At 72.6% G+C, this 18,710-nt stretch carries 13 protein-coding genes; 7 read left to right on the plus strand and 6 right to left on the minus strand.

The window, feature by feature from the left end; all coding sequences use genetic code 11:
- Positions 1–740 precede the first annotated feature (740 nt).
- Both hemW and FHU30_RS20420 read right to left on the minus strand, forming a co-directional pair.
- The gene (gene hemW, locus FHU30_RS20415) at positions 741–1,943 is read right to left on the minus strand and encodes a radical SAM family heme chaperone HemW (RefSeq protein WP_253877885.1); all 1,203 of its coding nucleotides are present in this window, start codon (positions 1,941–1,943) and stop codon (positions 741–743) included.
- Positions 1,944–2,433: 490 nt separating this feature from the next.
- Positions 2,434–2,895, minus strand: a complete 462-nt coding sequence (locus FHU30_RS20420; RefSeq protein WP_253877887.1) for an antitoxin YezG family protein — start codon at positions 2,893–2,895, stop codon at positions 2,434–2,436.
- A gap of 250 nt (positions 2,896–3,145) precedes the next feature.
- Here FHU30_RS20420 and FHU30_RS20425 point away from each other — a divergent pair, with 250 nt between their 5' ends.
- The 3 genes from FHU30_RS20425 (at position 3,146) to FHU30_RS20435 (ending at position 6,621) form a co-directional block, all read left to right on the plus strand.
- Entirely contained in the window at positions 3,146–4,015 is an 870-nt protein-coding gene (locus tag FHU30_RS20425; protein WP_253877889.1) for a hypothetical protein, read from the plus strand.
- Between the two features lie 173 nt (positions 4,016–4,188).
- Entirely contained in the window at positions 4,189–5,595 is a 1,407-nt protein-coding gene (locus tag FHU30_RS20430) for a hypothetical protein (RefSeq protein ID WP_253877891.1), read from the plus strand.
- A gap of 414 nt (positions 5,596–6,009) precedes the next feature.
- On the plus strand, positions 6,010–6,621 hold the full coding sequence (locus FHU30_RS20435) for a DUF4870 domain-containing protein (RefSeq protein ID WP_253877892.1): 612 nt from the start codon (positions 6,010–6,012) through the stop codon (positions 6,619–6,621).
- Here the strand turns inward: FHU30_RS20435 and FHU30_RS20440 are convergent.
- Both FHU30_RS20440 and lepA read right to left on the minus strand, forming a co-directional pair.
- Positions 6,614–7,417 carry a Uma2 family endonuclease gene (locus FHU30_RS20440; protein ID WP_253877894.1) on the minus strand — a complete coding sequence of 268 codons (804 nt, stop codon included), beginning with the start codon at positions 7,415–7,417 and terminating at the stop codon, positions 6,614–6,616. The two genes, FHU30_RS20435 and FHU30_RS20440, sit on opposite strands and share 8 nt — an antisense overlap.
- Positions 7,418–7,657: 240 nt before the next feature.
- Complete coding sequence (gene lepA / locus FHU30_RS20445; protein ID WP_253877896.1) at positions 7,658–9,508, minus strand: translation elongation factor 4; 1,851 nt, start codon at positions 9,506–9,508, stop codon at positions 7,658–7,660.
- A 285-nt stretch (positions 9,509–9,793) separates the two neighbouring features.
- Between lepA and rpsT the strand changes: the two genes are divergently transcribed.
- Together rpsT and FHU30_RS20455 are read left to right on the plus strand one after the other, a co-directional pair.
- The gene (gene rpsT / locus FHU30_RS20450; protein WP_253877898.1) at positions 9,794–10,060 is read left to right on the plus strand and encodes a 30S ribosomal protein S20; all 267 of its coding nucleotides are present in this window, start codon (positions 9,794–9,796) and stop codon (positions 10,058–10,060) included.
- Positions 10,061–10,158: 98 nt separating this feature from the next.
- Complete coding sequence (locus FHU30_RS20455; protein WP_253877900.1) at positions 10,159–10,722, plus strand: RNA 2'-phosphotransferase; 564 nt, start codon at positions 10,159–10,161, stop codon at positions 10,720–10,722.
- Here FHU30_RS20455 and FHU30_RS20460 read toward each other — a convergent pair.
- Entirely contained in the window at positions 10,637–11,188 is a 552-nt protein-coding gene (locus FHU30_RS20460; RefSeq protein WP_253877902.1) for a hypothetical protein, read from the minus strand. The two genes, FHU30_RS20455 and FHU30_RS20460, sit on opposite strands and share 86 nt — an antisense overlap.
- Before the next feature lie 70 nt (positions 11,189–11,258).
- Between FHU30_RS20460 and FHU30_RS20465 the strand changes: the two genes are divergently transcribed.
- Together FHU30_RS20465 and holA are read left to right on the plus strand one after the other, a co-directional pair.
- Positions 11,259–12,113: a LysR family transcriptional regulator gene (locus FHU30_RS20465; protein WP_301323301.1), complete on the plus strand. Its 855-nt coding sequence runs from the start codon at positions 11,259–11,261 to the stop codon at positions 12,111–12,113.
- A gap of 161 nt (positions 12,114–12,274) precedes the next feature.
- Entirely contained in the window at positions 12,275–13,234 is a 960-nt protein-coding gene (gene holA, locus FHU30_RS20475) for a DNA polymerase III subunit delta (RefSeq protein ID WP_253877904.1), read from the plus strand.
- Here holA and FHU30_RS20480 read toward each other — a convergent pair.
- Positions 13,231–15,186 (minus strand): DNA internalization-related competence protein ComEC/Rec2, encoded by a 1,956-nt coding sequence (locus FHU30_RS20480; protein WP_253877906.1) that lies wholly within the window; start codon positions 15,184–15,186, stop codon positions 13,231–13,233. The two genes, holA and FHU30_RS20480, sit on opposite strands and share 4 nt — an antisense overlap.
- Positions 15,187–18,710 lie beyond the last annotated feature (3,524 nt).

Raw genomic sequence — 18,710 nt, forward strand, 5'->3', positions numbered from 1 at the left:
GCCACCCGATCGCCGCGCCCGCACCACACGATCGGCGCGCCCGCGCCACCCGATCGGCGCGTACGTGGCCGCAAGGTCGGCGCGTCCTGGTCCGCACGGAGGGCGCGTCCGGGCCACGCGGACGGCGCGTCCGGGTCGTCCGATCGGCGCGCCCGCGCCACACGGTCAGCGCGCCCGGGCCGCGCGGTCAGTGCGTCCGGGCCGCGCGGTCTGTGCAGACGGGGCTGCGCGGTGGGCGCGTCCGGAGCCGCCCGATCGGCGCGTACGTGGCCGCAAGGTCGGCGCGTCCTGGTCCGCACGGACAGCACGCCCGGGCCACGCGGACGGCGCGTCCGGGTCGTCCGATCGGCGCGCCCACGCCACACGGTCAGCGCGCCCGCGCCGCCTGATCGGCGCGCCCGCGCCGCACAGTTAGTGCGTCCGGGCCGCGCGGCCAGTGCAGACGGGGCTGCGCGGTGGGCGCGTCCGGAGCCGCCCGATCGGCGCGTACGTGGCCGCAAGGTCGGCGCGTCCTGGTCCGCACGGACAGCACGCCCGGGCCACGCGGACGGCGCGTCCGGGTCGTCCGATCGGCGCGCCCACGCCACACGGTCAGCGCGCCCGCGCCGCCTGATCGGCGCACAGTTAGTGCGTCCGGGCCGCGCGGCCAGTGCAGACGGGGCTGCGCGGTGGGCGCGTTCGGGGGCGCGCGGTCGGTCCGTTCGGGGCGCGCGGACGGTGCGGACGGGACGGGGCGGTGGTCAGGTGAGGTCGCGGACTACGGCGTCGGCGAGGAGGCGGCCGCGCAGGGTGAGGACGGCGCGGCCGTCGCGGACGGGTTCGAGCAGGCCGTCCGCGACCAGGCTCCGGACGGACCGCTCGTCCAGCAAGTCCACCGGGCAGCCGTCCGCGAGGCGCAGTTCCAGCATGATCCGCTCGATGTGCCGGTCCTCGTCGCCGAGGATCTCGCGCGCGTGCGCGGGAGTGACGCCCTCGGCCAGCCGGGACGCGTAGGCCGCCGGGTGCTTCACGTTCCACCAGCGCGTGCCGCCTACGTGGCTGTGCGCGCCGGGGCCGACCCCCCACCAGTCCGCGCCCGTCCAGTAGAGGACGTTGTGGCGGCACTCGGCATCGGCGTTCCGCGCCCAGTTGGAGATCTCGTACCAGTTCAGGCCGTGCGCGGACAGCAGCTCGTCGGCCATCAGGTAGCGGTCGGCCATCGCGTCGTCGTCCGGCGCGGCCAGCTCGCCGCGCCGGACCTGCGCGGCCAGGCGCGTGCCGTCCTCCACGATCAGCGCGTAGGCCGAGACATGGTCGGGCTCACACGCGAGCGCCGCTTCCAGGGACGCGCGCCAGTCGTCGTCGCTCTCCCCCGGCGTCCCGTAGATCAGGTCCAGGTTGACGTGCTCGAACCCGGCGGCGCGCGTCCATTCGACGACCTGGGGGACGCGTCCGGGCGTGTGCGTGCGGTCGAGCACCTTCAGGACGTGCTCGCGCGCGCTCTGCATGCCGTACGAGACGCGCGTGAACCCGACCTCGCGCAGGCGCGCGAGGTACGCCTCGTCCACGGACTCGGGGTTCGCCTCGGTCGTGACCTCCGCCCCCGCGGCGAGCCCGAACTCCTTGTCGATCGCCTCCAGGACGCGGCCCAGGTCGTCCGGCGAGAGCAGCGTGGGCGTGCCGCCGCCGACGAAGACCGTCTGGACGGGCAGGTCCGCGTCGCCCAGCACCCGGCGGGCCATCCGGACCTCGGCGACCGCGGTCTCCGCGTAGGAGTCGCGGCTCGCGCCGGGGCCGAGCTCGGTGGCCGTGTAGGTGTTGAAGTCGCAGTAGCCACAGCGGGTCACGCAGAACGGCACGTGGACGTAGAACGCGAACGGGCGCTCGCCGAGCCCCGCGAGGGCGCTGCGCGGCAGCGTCCCGTCTGCGGGGACGGGATCTCCGTCGGGAAGGGTCGAGGGCACCCCTCAAGTCTGCCCGGCCCCTGCCCCTGCCCCTGCTCAGACCGTCCGCCACCGCGGCCCCATGATCAAGCCACCGCCCGAACCGCCCCCGCCCGAACCGGGCCAGCGCCGCCCGGCCAGCACCGTCCAGGCAAGCGCCGTCCGGGCCAACGCGGACCAGGCAAGCGCGGTCCAGGCCAACGCAGCCCAGGCGAACGCGGTCCAGGCCAACGCGGACCGGGCCAACGCGGACCGGGCCAACGCGGACCGGGTCAGCGGGAGCCGGGCCAGCGCGGGGCGGGCCAGCGCGGTCCAGGCCAGCGCAGGTCGGGCAAGCCCCGTCCAGGCCAGCGCGGGCCAGGCCAACGCGGGTCGGGGCAGCGCGGTCCAGGCCAGCGCGGGCCAGGTCAGCGGGAGCCGGGCAAGCGCCGTCCAGGCCGGCGCGGGCCAGGCCAGCGCGGACCGGGTCGGCGCGGGGCGGGTCAGCGCGGGCAGGGCGGGCAGGGCGGGGTTAGTGGACGGAGGGGCCGGCTTCGCGGAGCTTGGCGCGGAGCCATTCCGGGATGTGCTCCTCGGTGCGCGGGAAGCGGTCGAAGTCGATGCGGTAGGCGGACGGTCCGAGCGGCGGGGTGAAGTCGGGCTCGCCGTCGTAGTCGAACTCGGCGCTGAACCGCCCGGAGCGCTCGACCGACAGCTTCGCGGTGAACCAGGCGCCCTTGTCGCGCCGGTACATCGCGCGGCGCAGCTCGTCCATCCGGCCGACGGCCTGGCCGGGCGGCATCGCGGTGCGGGTCCGGCCGTCCGGCTCGACGATCTCGAAGGTGGCGCTGTCGATGCCGACCGTCGCGCGGAACTCCAGCCCCAGCCGCTCCCACTCCCCCTCCCCCTGCGCCGCCGACCGCAGCGCGCGGACGGCGCCGTTCACCGCCTCCCGCTCGCGCGGGCTGCGGAGAACCTGCTCGGAGTTGGTCACGGTGGAACCTCCGGACGAGACGGGAGCGGCGGGCACGGCGGACGCGACCCGCGCCCCGGACCGGCCGGGACCTGCGGCGAGACCGTCCAGACGACGGTACCGACATATCGGCCCAGGCCAAGCTCCGCCCGCCGTGTCGCGGCCAACCCGCGCCGCCGGACCGCCGGACAGTCCCGGACATCCCGCCTTGATCACCGCGAAGGCACTCCGCCGCGCCGCACCGGCCCCGAGGGCGGATAGGGTCAGCGGCGTGGGACGGGAACGGGGGCTGGTGCCGGCGCGGGTGACGCTGCGCGGCGACGCGGACGGCTGGAGCTTCACGGTCGTCTCCGAGTGCGGCCGGTCGGACCGCGAGGAGCTGGCCGGGCCCGGCGTGCGCTGGCAGACCGGCGTCCGGCGCGGCGACCGCGAGCCGCCGTGGTGGTCCGGGCACCTCGCCGAGGTCGCGGACGGCCTGCGCGTGCTCGCCGCCCGCCGGCTCACCGACCGGACCTTCGCCGAGCTGGGCGTCGAGGCGGAGGTCTCCTGGTTCGCCGTGCGCGACCCGTTCGAGTGGGAGGGCCTGGTCACGCTGCGCGACCCCGACCCGGCGCGGTTCCCCGGCGAGGTCCCGCCGTTCGTGGTCACCTTCCAGCCCGGCCGCGGCGCCCTGCTGCCGGACGACCACCTGCTGTTCTCCACCGAGGCCGCCGACGCCTGGACGACCCTCGCCTCCGTCGCCGGCCGCGTCGGCACCGATCCGCCGCGGTCGTCCTTCCTATGCGGCTGGTCGGCGCACCGCAGCATCCAGGTCGGGCGCGGCGTCCTGTCGCTGTCCACCCAGACCGGCTCGGACGGCGTGGAGCGGCTCGGCGAGGTCTGCGTCCGGCGCCCGCCCGGCTGGGGCGGCAACCCCGAGCTGCGCCCCCGGCTGGACGGCATCGACCTGCTGGACGAGCCCGCCGCCGACGTCGTCGGCCTGTTCCGGGAGCTCGGCCACGAGATCGTCGAGCACGGGCGGATCGTGAACGTCCCCGCGATGGGCCTCGTCCTGTCCCGCCCGGACGACGCACCGGAGTCCTTCGCCTTCGCCGGGGCGACGCTCATCTTCCCCGAACTCCTCGCCGACGGCTTCCGCTGACCGACCGGTCACCGCTGGTCCGGCGCGGAGCCCGACCGGATCTGCGCGCGGCCCGACCGCGCGGTCGGGCCGAGCTGACCGGGCGGTCATTCTCCGGTTCCCCACGAAGCCGACACGCTTCGGGGACCTTCCTTTCACCGGGCCGCAATCAGCCGCCCTTAGCTTCGCCGCTCATGGACACTCGTCTGCGCCACCTCACCCTCGGCCTCGCGGCGGGCCTCGCCGCCGTCCCCCTGGTCAGCGCCGTCCCGGCGAACGCCGCGTCCGGGCTGGTCCTGGAGCGGTCCGGCCCGGCCCGCTCGGTCTCCTTCACCGCCGCCCGCGACGGCGAGGCGCTGCTCGGCCTGACCGTCGCCGCGCCCGGCGTGTCCTGGGCGCGCAAGGGCGCGGAGGCCGCCCTCGTCGCGGTCTCGGTGGACGGACGGCACGTCACGGACCTGCTCGTCCCGGCCGCCGGCCCGACGCCGCGGACGCTCGGCCTCGGCGGCGTGCGGCACGGCAGGCACAAGGTCACGTTCCGGTTCGCGAAGGGCTCGGCGCCCGCGGCCCGGCGCGTCCTGCTGTCCAAGCCGAAGGTGCGCCAGCCGAAGGACGACCAGCTCGTCCTGCGCCACGCGCCGGTCGTGGTCGGCCGCACGCTCAACGCGACGGGCGGTCCGGGCGGCGACCCGTACCAGAACGCCTACACCGACGCGCCGCTGATCGCCTGGCACGAGACGCGGCCCGCCGCGACCCCCGGCCACAAGATCCTTGAGTACTCGGTGATCTGGAGCAACGAGGACGGCGGCACCGACACGCCCGCGCTGATGGCGCGCTGGGGCCGCACCACCGACATCGAGTGGGTGTACCGGGTCGAGGTGGACGCCGCCGGGAACCGCGTCGCCGACACCGCCGTCTACCAGGCGCCCGAGCACCAGACCCTGAAGTTCACCGGACGGTACGAGGGCGACCACCCGGTCATGCAGACGTGCACGCTGAACAACAACATGTGCGACACGGTCACGCCGGACGCCGAGCTCCGCTTCCTGCTGGACACCACGTCCACCCGGCCGGACGACCGCGCCCGCGAGTACCTCATGGACCAGACCCCCTGGACGTACCGGATCACCGCCCAGGAGATGGACCGCGAAGGCAAGATCGAGAACCCGTCGTCCCCGGACACCCCGGCGGTCGGCGACCTGCGCACCTACCTCTACCTGGAGTTCTCCAAGACCACCGGCGCTCCGACCGGCACCGGCTCCGCGCCCGGTGTCAGCATCGGCGTCCGGCTGAAGAAGGACCCGGCGCGGCTGTACCGCTCCGACCACTCCGTCCCGTCCTGGTCGATCAGCCGGGACGGCTCGCCCGCGACGACCATCGAGCTTCCCGCCGGGACGACCGTCGCCGACATCGCGTCCGTCGAGGCCGTCCGGCAGCCCACCGGCGCCGGTGACAACGGCGCGTCCGCGACCGTGACCGCCATCCGCCGCGGCTTCTTCCTGGACCGCGACTACCTGCCGCAGTCCGGCTCCAGCATCACCTGGACGGGCTCGGTGACGGTCTCCCCGTCCACCCCGACCGCGCAAATCTGGCACTCCTGACCCCCCCGGCGATGCCCCGGCCCTCCACCGGGGCATCGCCCCCGCCGCGCGGGATGCACAAGCGAACGGTCTTCGCGGCCGAAGGGTTTCGCGGTGCCCGGCATTCGCGAGCGGACGAGAACCGGCGGACGGACGGGCCTCGCGCTGCACCACGTCCGCGAGCGGACGAGATTCGCGGACGCACGAGATTCACGGACGCACGAGATTCACGGGCGCACGAGATTCACGGGCGCACGAGTGCGGCGAGCGCACAAGTGCGGCAGGCGCACGAGATCGGCGGGTGGGCGGGGTTACGGTCCGGCTTGGCGGGGGGTGGTGGCGGGGTGGGCGGAACCTTGGCGCGGGCGGGGGCGTCCTATCGGTCGTACACTTCTCGCCTCACCCCTTCGCCGCACCCCGGAGAGGACGCACCGCATGGCCTACGGGCCTCCTCCTCAGCAACCCGGCCCCTGGCAGCAGCCGCAGAACGCCCAGCAATGGCAGCAGGGCGGACGCGACTGGCAGCAGCCGTCCCCGCAGAGCTGGCAGCAGCCCCCCGCAGGGCAGGGCTACCAGCCGCCGCCCGGCCAGGGCTACCAGCAGCAGCCTCCTGCGGGACAGGGCTGGCAGCAGCCGCCCGCCGGAGCCCAGGGCGGATGGCAGGGCGCGCCGCCCGCCAACGCTCCCGCTCCCGCCCCGGAGCCCGAGAACTACGGGGAGATCGGCTACGACGAGACGACGTGGGCGCTGATGGCCTACATCGGGCAGTTCCTCGTCACCATCGTCGCCCCGGCCGTCGTCTACCTCGGCAAGGCGCGGCACCCGTTCGTCCGGCGGCATGCCGCGCAGGGCCTCAACATGGGCATCGCGTCCGTCGCGGTCTGGGCCGTCGGCGGCCTGATCTCCCTGCTGCTCCCGGCCGTCCTGTGGGTGCTGGTGCTGTTCTCGGCGGTCGAGATGGTCTTCCTGGTCTACGCGGCGCGCGCCGCCAACCGCGGCGAGTTCCGCCGGGTGCCGCCGTTCATCGCCTGGCCGCTGGTCAAGTAGCCGGGTCGGGCTCGTCGCCGGGCGGGGCGGGCAGGATGGTCATCGTGCCGGGCTCGCCCGCCTCCTGGTCCAGCCGGACGACCCGGTCGGGGTAGGCGCGGCGCGCGATCTCGACGTCCCGGTCGTCCCACTCGCCGTAGAAGACGGGGCAGCCGCCCCACAGCTCGACCTTCTCCGCGCCGGTCGGCCAGCGGTGGCCGAACGCGTCGATGAGGATCGGGTCCTCGCCGTGCGGCAGGTCGGGGCCGACGCGGCGGCCCGCGCCGTCCGGGCCGGTGGTCGGGTCGGTGGTCGCGGACGCCGGGTCGGGCACGGCGGGGCTCCTTCGGGGGGCGCTGCGGCGGGGCAGCCGGTCGAAGATCTGGTCGGGGGCGAGCTCGATGTCGAACGGGACGGTCAGCTTCGCGGAGCGGCCCCAGGTGACCAGGGCGCGCTCGGCGTACCGGCCGTCCCCGTCCAGCTCGAACACCTGGAACCCGGGCTCGTCGCCGCGCAGGTCGACGATCCAGTAGGCGGCGACGCCGGCGCGCTCGTACAGGTCGCGCTTGGCGCCGAGGTCGGCCGCGCGGGACGCCGCGGAGGCGACCTCCACCGCCAGCAGCGGCGCGCCGCGGATGAACCACAGGTCGCCCTCGGCCTGCTCCTTGCGGAAGACCATCAGGTCGCTGCGCAGCCACGTGTCGTCGGAGAGGCGGGCGCCGAAGCCCGTGAGGGACTCCTGGCCGCCGAGCTGGGCGAGGCCGACCGGGACCACCAGATCGGACACCAGAACCTGGTGCAGGAGGGTGTGCGTCACAACGGACAGTGTCGCCCTCGCGGCACCGCGTCACCACCGCTTTCGCCAAAGCCGCATCACCCGGCGGACAGCCCGGCGCCGCCCACCTGATCCGGCCCGTCCGACGATGCCTTGAGAGCCCGCCGTAACGGCGCGACAGCGGGACGGTCTTGAGGAGCCGCCGCTGCGGCGGGGCAATCTTGAGGACGCGCCGTAACGGAGCGGCCGCTTCCTACAGGGCGGCCGCTTCTCAGCGAGCGGCTACTTCTTGCCCTTGTCGGCGGACGCGGCGGAGTCGCCGGTGGACAGGGCGGCGACGAACGCCTCCTGCGGGACGTCCACCCGGCCGATCGTCTTCATCCGCTTCTTGCCCTCCTTCTGCTTCTCCAGCAGCTTGCGCTTGCGGGAGATGTCGCCGCCGTAGCACTTGGCGAGGACGTCCTTGCGGATGGCGCGGATGTTCTCGCGCGCGATGATGCGCGCGCCGATCGCGGCCTGGATGGGCACCTCGAACTGCTGCCTCGGGATGAGCTCCTTCAGCTTGGAGGTCATCATCAGGCCGTACTCGCGGGACTTGTCCTTGTGCACGATCTGGCTGAACGCGTCGACCGACTCGCCCTGCAGCAGGATGTCGACCTTGACCAGGTCGGCCTGCTGCTCGCCGGCGGGCTCGTAGTCGAGCGAGGCGTAGCCGCGGGTCTTGGATTTCAGCTGGTCGAAGAAGTCGAAGATGATCTCGGCGAGCGGCAGCGTGTAGCGGATCTCGACCCGGTCCTCGGACAGGTAGTCCATGCCGAGCAGCACACCGCGCCGGGACTGGCACAGCTCCATGATCGCGCCGATGTGGTCGGACGGGCTGAGCACGGTCGCCTTCACCACCGGCTCGTACACCGAGTCGATCTTGCCCTCGGGGAACTCGCTGGGGTTGGTGACGGTGTGCTCCGAGCCGTCCTCCATGAGCACCCGGTACACCACGTTCGGCGCGGTGGAGATCAGCGAGAGGTTGAACTCGCGCTCCAGCCGCTCCCGGACGATCTCCATGTGCAGCAGGCCGAGGAAGCCGCAGCGGAACCCGAACCCGAGCGCCGCCGACGTCTCCGGCTCGTACACCAGCGCCGCGTCGTTCAGCCGCAGCTTGTCGAGCGCGTCGCGCAGGTCGGGGTACTGGTCGCCGTCCACCGGGTAGAGGCCGGAGAACACCATGGGCTTCGGGTCCTGGTAGCCGCCGAGCGGGCCGGCGGCGGGCCGGGACGCGCCGGTGACGGTGTCGCCCACGCGCGCCTGCCGGACGTCCTTCACCCCGGTGATCAGGTAGCCGACCTCGCCGACGCCGAGCCCGCCGACCGCCTTCGGCTCGGGCGAGATGACCCCGACCTCCAGCGTCTCGTGCGCCGCGCCGGTCGACATCATCAGCGACTTCTCGCGCCGGGACAGGTGGCCGTCCACGATCCGGACGTAGGTGACGACGCCGCGGTAGGTGTCGTACACCGAGTCGAAGATCAGCGCGCGGGCCGGGCCGTCCGGGTCGCCGACCGGCGCCGGGACGGTCTCGACGATCCGGTTCAGCAGCTCGGCGACGCCCTCGCCGGTCTTGCCGGACACCTTCAGCACGTCGGACGGGTCGCAGCCGATGATCCCGGCCAGCTCCTCGGCGTACTTCTCCGGCTGCGCCGCGGGCAGGTCGATCTTGTTCAGCACCGGGATGAGGTGCAGGTCGGCGTCCAGCGCCAGGTACAGGTTGGCGAGCGTCTGCGCCTCGATGCCCTGCGCCGCGTCCACCAGCAGGACCGCGCCCTCGCACGCCGCCAGCGACCGGGACACCTCGTAGGAGAAGTCCACGTGGCCAGGGGTGTCGATCAGGTTGAGGACGAAGTCGGTGCCGTCCGGGCCGGTCCAGGGCAGCCGGACCGCCTGCGACTTGATCGTGATGCCGCGCTCGCGCTCGATGTCCATCCGGTCGAGGTACTGCGCGCGCATCTGACGCTGGTCGACGACCCCGGTGAGCTGCAGCATCCGGTCGGCCAGGGTGGACTTGCCGTGGTCGATGTGCGCGATGATGCAGAAGTTGCGGATGATCGCGGGGTCGGTCTTGTTGGGCTCAGGTGCGGGCACCGGGATCCGTTCGCAAACTCACTGGTGGACAGGACGTGGCAGACTCTCACTACCGCCTTCCATGGTCCCATGTCCCCGGGGATGCTCGGTGCATCGGCCCCGAGCGCCCTTTTCGGGCGCCGTGGTTTGGGGCGGTGGCGGCGGATTGGTAAGCTGTGCGACTGCGTGTGGCGTAGCGTCGTGCCGAGGGGCACCGTCCGCCCCGTTCAACGTTCGTACAATCTCGGGCGCGCGGTCGTCGCGTGCCGGGAACCAGGATCGCAACCAAGGCTGAGGCACTACGACGTGGCTAACATCAAGTCCCAGATCAAGCGGAACAAGCAGAACGAGAAGGCTCGCCTGCGGAACAAGGCCGTCAAGTCCGAGCTGAAGACGGCGATCCGCAAGTTCCGCGAGGCCGCCGAGGCCGGCGACACCGAGGCCGCCGTCGCCGCGCAGCGCGCCGCCGCCCGCAAGCTCGACAAGGCCGTCAGCAAGGGCGTCATCCACAAGAACCAGGCCGCCAACCGCAAGTCGGCGATCGCCAAGCGCGCCGCCGAGCTGGCCAAGTAAGGCCACCTCCCAGGCACTTCACGACGAGGCCGTAGTCCCACCCGGGACCACGGCCTCGTCGGCGTATGTGAAGGGACGGCGCGGATACGGCGGCGGCTATGGACGAGCGCCGCCTGGTGAAGATCTCGAAGTACCTCGCCAAGCACCTGCGGCACCGTCCGGAGCGGATCGGCCTGTCCCTGAGCGAGGACGGCTGGGCCGACGTGGACGACCTGCTCGCGGCCGCCCGGCGGCACGGCTTCCCGATCACGCGCGCCGAACTGGAGCACGTCGTCGCGGCCAACGACAAGCGGCGCTACGCCTACGACGGCCGCCGGATCCGCGCCAACCAGGGGCATTCGGTGCCGGTGGAGCTGGGTTTGCCGAGCGTCCCGCCGCCGCCCGTCCTCTTCCACGGGACGGTCCGGACGTCACTCGACGCGATCATGGCCGAGGGGCTGCTGCCGATGCGGCGGCACGCCGTCCACCTGTCCTCCGACCGCGCGACCGCCGAGCGCGTCGGCGCGCGCCGCGGCGTTCCGGTCGTCCTGGCCGTCGCCGCCGCCGAGATGGCCGCGGACGGCCACGACTTCCACCTCAGCGAGAACGGCGTGTGGCTCGTGGCCCACGTCCCGCCGCGCTACCTGACCCGCCTTCCGCAAGATCAGCGCGAATCATCCTGAGCGCATCGGCCCAGTTCAGCGGGTTGGGTAGGCCCTCGGGCACCTCGCCGTCCTGCGGCCCGAACAGGTACCGGTACGAGACGACCCCCTCCAGCGCCCGATGCACGCCCCACCGGTCGTCGATCATGTGCGTGATGCCGAGCTCCGCGCAGTGGACGGCCTTCTCCGCCCGTTTACGGCAGAACCGGATCTGGGTGCGCGGCAGCCCGGTCCGTCCGGCGACCCGGTGGTGGTCGAGCCACGCGCGCGTCTTCCGCTCGACCCGCTCGCCGCACTTGGAGATGATCCACACCCGTCCGCCGAACAGCCCGACCAGCTCTTCGAGCGCCTCGAACGCGCCCTCGTTGGGCGGCGAGGCGAGCGCGTCGCGCAGCGTCCCGCCGAGGAACGCGGTGTCCTCGCCCCCTGGGGCCAGCGGCCCGCCTTGAATGACACGTCCGAAATCAACGCCCAGCCTGGGTTCCATGCCTCCGAGCGTCGCAACCCGAGCACTTGAGCAGAACTATTACTTAGCCTTCGCTCTATAGTCCCTTCCTATGAACGGCCCGTCGACGGACGCCCTGACCTCCTTCGCCGTGTTCGCCGCGCACCTCAACTTCACCCGCGCCGCCGAGGCCCTGCACATCTCGCAGCCCGCCCTGCACACCAAGATCCGCAAGCTCTCCGAGGACCTGGGCCGCCCCCTCTACCGGCGCCAGGGCCGGACCCTCGTCCTCACCCCTGACGGCGAGCGCGTCGCCCGCTTCGCCCGCGAAATGGACGACCGGATGTCGTCCTTCCTGTCCGACCTCAACGGGACGTCCCGGGCCCGCGTCCCGGTGCTCGCCGCCGGCGAGGGCGCCTACCTCTACCTGCTGGGCCCCGCGATCCGCCGCCTGCACGCCACCTCCGGCGTCCGGCTCGTCAACGGCGACCGGTCCCGCGTCCTGGCCGCCGTCCGCAGCGGCGCCGCCGACGTCGGGGTCGCCGTCCTGGACGTCCTGCCCGCCGACCTAACCACGACCCCGCTGGCGACGTTCCCCCAGGTCCTGTCCATGCCCGCGGACCACCCGCTCGCCGCCCACCCCACCCTGACGCTGTCCGACCTGGCTGGGACGTCCCTGATCGTCCCGCCGCCGCACGGCCCCCACCGCGCCTCCCTCGAACGCGCCCTGCGCGCCGCCGACATCCCCTGGACCCTCGCCGTCGAAGCATCCGGCTGGCCCCTGATCCTCCACCTGGTAACCCTCGGCGCCGGCCTGGCCGTAGTGAACGGCTGCATCCCCGCCCCGCCCGGCCTGACCCACCGCGAAATCACCGACCTCCCCCCAGTCCGCTACCACACCCTCCACCACCCCGACCGAACGTCCTCCCCGCCCACAACCACCCTCCTCACCGCCCTCCACCCCTGAGCGCTGCACGCGCGTTCCTTGTACCGACCCTGCGGGCGGAGCGATCATCTTGTCCGTGACCCGAGACGGCACCCGGGACTTCAGCGGGCCCCCTTCGCGCCTGGTCGCCTGTCGTGGCGCAAGCAGCTCGTCCGGTCCGGGGGGTGTGGCATTGTTGGGGGGTGCCAGTGGACGCCATCACCCTGATCGTCGGAGACGAGGAGCTGCTCATCGAGCGGGCGGTGGGGGACATCGTCGCCTCGGCCCGCGCGGAGGACCCGGAGACCGAGGTGATCGACCTCGTCCCCTCGGGGATGGAGCCGGGGCGCCTGGCGGAGATGACCTCCCCTTCGCTCTTCGGCGGCGGCAAGGTGCTGGTGCTCCGGTCCGCGCAGGACCTCAACAAGGATCTGGCGGCCGAAGTCCTCAGCTACGTGAAGAATCCCGCGCCGGACGTGGCGCTGGTCGCGGTGCACGCGGGCGGCGCCAAGGGCAAGGCCGTCGCCGACGGCCTGTCCAAGGCCGGCGCCCGCAAGATCGCCTGCCCGAAGATCACCAAGGCCGGTGAGCGGATCGACTTCGTCCGCGCCGAGATCCGCCGCCATGGCGGGAAGATCTCCGCTGACGGGGCGCGCACGCTCGTCGACGCGGTCGGCAACGACCTGCGCGAGCTCGCCGCGGCCTGCAGCCAGCTCGTCGCCGACACCGGCGGCAAGGTCGACGACGCCGCCATCGCCCGGTACTACCGGGGCCGCGCCGAGGTCAGCGGCTTCACCGTCGCCGACAAGGCCATCGAGGGCCACCTCGCGGACGCCCTGGAGCAGCTGCGCTGGGCCCTGGCCACCGGAGTCGCTCCCGTCCTCATCGTCAGCGCCCTCGCCCAGGGCGTGCGGGGTCTGGCCAAGGTGGGCGGCGCCCCCCGGGGAGCGCGCGGCGCCTCCCTGGCCAAGGACCTGGGCATGCCCCCCTGGAAGATCGACCGCGTCCAGCGCCAGCTGCGGGGCTGGTCCGGCGACGGCGTGGCCCGCGCCCTCACTGTCGTGGCCGAAGCGGACGCCCAGGTCAAGGGCGGTGCCGCCGACCCCGCCTATGCTCTCGAAAAGGCCGTGTCCCAGATCGTCCACGCCCGCTCCTCCCGTTAGTGGCGCGCGACGGTGGCCAGCCCCGTCCGCGTCCGGACGACGGCGATGTCTCCCTGCTGGTCGGTGCGGAGCACGCGGATGCCCAGGTGTTGCAGCAGCGCGACCGTCACCGGTGACGGATGCCCGTAATCGTTGTTCTTGCCCACCGAGATCAGGCCGATCGAGGCGTGGGCCGCAGCCAGGAACGCGCGGTGCTGGCTGCGCGAACCATGATGCGGAACCTTGAGCACCTGGACGTGCGGGACGGCTGACACGAGCGCCTGCTGCGCCTCGGTCTCCACATCGCCCGGCAGGAGCGCGCTGAAGCCGGGCCGAGTCGCGACCAGGACGATGCTGGCGTTGTTCATGGTCGTCCCGTCGTCGCCCGGAGTCAGCCGGGGCTTGGACGGCATCGGAGCCAGGACGGACAGCCCGAGATCTCCGATCCGCCACGTCTCGCCCGGAAGCGCGGGACGCATGGGAGTGCGCCCCGTGAACCGCGCCTCGCGACCGAAACCAAGCGGGGTGACCAGTACCAGCCCCACGCGCCTCCCGTGCAGGACGCCCGGCACCCCGTCGATGTGGTCGGCATGCGGATGCGTCAAGACCAGTAAGGGAACCTCGCGAACGCGCAGGCGGCTGAGGCACCCGTCCATCACGTCCGGATCCGGCCCCGCGTCCACGACAACGCCACGTCCCGTGCCCGCGGCCAGGACGAGTCCGTCCCCCTGGCCGACATCACAGGCGACAAGCTGCCACCCGGGCGGCGGCCAACCCGGCGCAAGGACGTGCATGCAGACGACGCCGACCAGGACACCTACGACCGCGGCGGCGAACACCAACCGCAGCCGGGCTGAACGCAGCATCACTACGGTCACGCCAGCCGCCGCGACCAGTCCGAACGCTCCCAGCGCCCCACTCGTCCAGGGCAAGGTGGCATAGGGCAGCGTCGCGGCCGTGCGAGCGACCCAGATGATCCATCGGACTGGGAACTGCGCCGGCCGGAGGATCATCCCCGCCAGCCCGTCCGAGAACGGCGCGACCACGGCGGCCACCGCTCCGAGCAGCGTCGCTGGGGCGACCGCCGGATCGGCGAGCAGGTTCGCAGCGATCGAAACGACGCCAAGCTCCCCAGACATCATCACCAGGATCGGCGCGACCGCCAGCTCGGCCGCCAGCGCAACAGCCAGGGCGTCCGCCACGCGCTCCGGCAACCTCCGTCGCAGCCGCTCCCGCCATGCAGGCGCGAGCACCAGCAACCCGGCCGTAGCAGCGACCGAAAGCGCGAACCCGTACGACCGACTCAGCTCCGGATCGACCAGGACGAGCAACAACACGGCACCCGCCAGAGCAGGCACCCCCTGACGCGGACGCCCCGTAAAGAGCGCAAGCAGTCCCACCGCCGCCATCACCGCAGCCCGGAGCACGCTCGGATCCGGCCGCGCGATGACGACGAACCCCACGACGGCCAGGCCCGCGATCAGCGGAGCACTCCGCCTCCCCACCCCGCACATCCGGCAGAGAGCCAGAACGGCCCCGACCACGATCGCCAGATTGGCGCCGGAAACCACCAGCAGATGGCTCAGCCCAGCCGTGGTGAAGTCGTCCGCAAGGTCCGGATCCAACCGCGATGTGTCCCCCACGACCATCGCAGGCAGGACGCCCCGAACGTCCGGCCGAAGCACGCTTGCCGCGTCCCGAAGCTTCGCCCGAACACCGCTCGCCGCCCGCTGCACCCGCGACGGCCCGCCCACCACGACCGGAGGCCCCCGCACCAGCACCACCGCCGCCAGCAACTCCGCCCGCTTGGACGGTACATACCGCCCGAAACACCGCACCTTCGCGCTCGGAACCAACCGGCTCCACTCCCGTCCCGAAGCAAGCAACAGCACCGGCACCCTCGTCCGCGTCCCCTCGAACGACTCCACACGAGCCCGAACGATCACCACCTCCCGTCCGCCCACCCGCTTCACCTTCGGATCCCCCGCCACCGCAACCACCGCCCCCGCACTCCGATGCGCAAGCCCGGCTTCCCAAACCGGCCCGCCCCGAACCGCCTCCTCCCGAACCCCAACCCCCACTGCCGAAACCGCCACACAAACCAACCCAACCCCCACCCACCCCCCCAAACTCCGACCCCCACCAAGCACCAGCCGACCATCGCCCCGGCCACCCGCCCCCTCACGCCCCACACCTCGATCACGGACAACCTCACCATCCGCACCCCGGCCACAGGCCCCCTCAAATCCCCCACCTCCAGCCAGGGCCCCTTCCAACTCCACGACCCGCCCCCGCTTCACACCGCGCCGCCCCTCCCCACGCCGACCGACCGCCCACACGAGCAGCACGCACCCCACAACCCCGCAGACCCCACCCACCAACGCGCAAACCCACGCGTCGAACCCCAAACAAACAAGCGCCGCACCCCACGCCCCCGCCGCCGGCCCAACAAGCCGCAAATCCTGCTCAACTACCTCCCGCTCGTCCTCTCCCCCATCCCCCCGCTCCGACCGCACCCCGACCTCCCGCATCTCAACCCCTCTCCACCAACCCGACCCCACAAATAAGTCCCGCCCACAACCTCGCCCCCCAACCGGCACCCCCTCCCACCAGCCAGCCACAACCACCAACGCCCTGGAGACCAGACAGCCGCCCCCTCCGCACACCAAGGCGCACAACGCCCTTCCCACCGAGCCGACTTGGCTCGCAAACGCAGGCGTGCGCGCCACACACGCATGGACCACGCGTGCGAGCGCGGCACGCATGAACCGATCGTGCGTTGGCCGGCCAAGCCTGGCGGACGGGCCCGTCCACATGTACGGGCAGCAGGAGCGCCCATCACGCGGGCATGCTCCAAGCGGGCGCGACACCGCGCCTCCGAAGCACCTGGCCAGCCCACCACCGGCCCCCGCCCTGCGCGGATCGCAATACGAGCACGAGTGGCAGGGACGCGCCCGCGCCACAGGTGCGTAGCCAGCAAGGCCACGTCGGGCCTCGCAAACCCGTGCCATCCAGTGCCAAAGCCCACAGCCCACAGCCGCAACACGGCGCGCGCGCCAGGCAGGCGCCCGCGACACCGGCCCGCCCACGCAGACGCACCCAGCCCGTGCATACGCGAAGCAGGGTGCACGAGGCAGGCGTGCACAACTTGAGCATGTGCGAGGCAGGCCTCCGCGAACCAGACGTGCGCGACACGGGCCCGCCCAGGCAGACGCACCCAGCCGGGGCAGGCGCAAGGCACACGGCGGCGAACAAGACTGCGCGACACGCGTTTGCGCGACACGAGCGCGCCCAGCGCAGGCGCACCCAACCCGAGCCTGCGCGAGGCGAGCAGGCAAGCGCGGCACAGGGCGTCCGAAACGCAAGCGTGCGCGAGACAAGCTCGCCCAGGCAAAGGAACCCAGCCCGAGCCTGTGCCGCTCAAACGTGCACGAAGCAGAGGCGCACGGCGCAAGCATGCGCAACAGGGGGCCGTTCCGGCAGGCCCACACAGCCCGCGCATGCGCGAGGCAGGCACGCACGAGGCAAGCAGGCACGACACCGGGCGTCCGCCGCGTCCGGAACACAGGCATGCGGTACAGAGGCCCGCCCCCGCAGCCGCACCAACCCGAGCAGGCGCGAAGCGGGGGTCCGCGAGACAGGCGAGTGCAACACGGCCCGACCCAAGCAGACGCACCCAACCCGAGCCTGTGCGAGCCAAACATGCACGAAGCAGAGGCGCACGGCGCAAGCCTGCGCAAGGGGGGCCGTTCCGGCAGGGCCCACACAACCCGAGCATGCGCGAAGCCGGCACGCACGAGGCAAGCAGGCACGACACTGGACGTCTGCGGCGTCCGCGACACAGGCAGCGCTGCAGAGGCCCGCGCCACGCAGCGGCACCAACCCGAGCATGCGCGAAGCCGGGGGTGCGCGAGACAGGCGTGTGCAACACGGCCCGTCCCAAGCAGGCGCACCCGGCCCGAGTCCGCGCAAGGTAAACGCTCGCGAACCAGACTGCGAGCGATGCATGCGAGACAGACATGCGCGCCACGTGGCGTATGCGAGACAGGCATGCGCAATACGGCAGGCGCGAGGCGACCGTCCGCAATATGCGGGGGTGACACGGCGCGGCCCAGGCAGGCGCGCGCAGCACGGGTAGGCGGGGCGTGCGGGCGGTAGCGGGCGCGGAACCGGCTGGCGTAGGGCGGTGGTGCATCGGGTGTTGGGGCGCTGGCGTGTGAAGTGGGGTCGTGTGCGGAGGCGAGCTGCGGGTGGGGTCGGCTGGTGCCGTTCCGCGCTGTGCTTCGTAGTCGCTCCGTCTTTCACCTTGCTGGCGGTACTGGGGCGGGCGGGTGCGTGTGCCTTCGCCCGGCCGCTTCGTGCGATCTGCACTGGGTTCGTATCCAGGGTCATCGGTGCCTCCAGCGGTTGAGTTCTGGGTTGAGGTGGTCACCTCGGAGTCGGTCTCGTCGGAACCCGGGCGCGATCGGAGTGCTAGCTCGATCGCGCCCGGGTCCGTTCGGCGCAGATTTGGATGAGCGGACCGTGGGACGCAGCGCGGGAGGGGCTAGAGAGCTGGGTGTGGACGTGGCCATAGGAAGTTTTGAGGGCTGGGAGGTGACGTGGGTTGGGTGGTGACTGCTTCGGCTGTTGAGGTGGTTGGCGGCGGGCTCGGAGTTCGGCAGCATGCGTGGGGTCCTGTTCGGGATGGCGGCGTGGGTGTTCCTGAGTGCGGCGCGGTGGTTGTGGTGTCGGAGGTGAAGGTCAGGAGGCGGCGCGGGAAGGACGAACGTTCGGGCTCGTATGTCGTGTACTCGAGTGCTGCAGATGCGGGTTCGGGTGTTGTCGCTTGTGTCTGGCTTGGCGTGAAGCGGATCGGGCCAGGCGGGAGTGCTCGGAATCGGGCGCGTTCGTGCGGGTGGTCGGGCGCGAGCATGGCCTGTCGAGGGGCGATGGCCTGCGCCACTCGACGATGGATCGGATTCAGACAGTGCTAGGGCGGGTGAACGGGGCTCGAATGGGTCTGGGACGCACGCTCTGGATGGGGACGGACGGGCCTGGCACGGGCAGGTCTGGGACGGGCGGGCCTGGGACGGGCGGGCGCGAGCTGGACAGACCTGGCTGAGCTGGCCGGCCCGGACCGGGCTGGACAGGACGGCCCGGACCGGACCGGGTCGGGTGGAACGGGCCGGGACGGACCTGGCCGGGTGGGACGGGCTAGGACGGAACGGGTCGGGACGGAACGGGTCGGGACGGACCTGGCCGGGTGGGACGGGCTAGGACGGAACGGGTCGGGACGGAACGGGTCGGGACGGAACGGGTCGGGACGGAACGGGTCGGGACGGAACGGGTCGGGACGGAACGGGTCGGGGCGGAGCGGGTCGGGGCGGAGCGGGCTGAGCCGGAACTGGCTGGCTGGAGCGTGTTGGACCTGATGAGGACGGTCTCGGAGGAGCGCTTGGGACGGGCGTGGACTTCGGGCAGTTCGGGCATCCGTCCGGCGGAGCCCTGCTGTTGG

The sequence above is a fragment of the Actinomadura rupiterrae genome (assembly GCF_024172125.1).
GTDB lineage: Bacteria > Actinomycetota > Actinomycetes > Streptosporangiales > Streptosporangiaceae > Spirillospora > Spirillospora rupiterrae.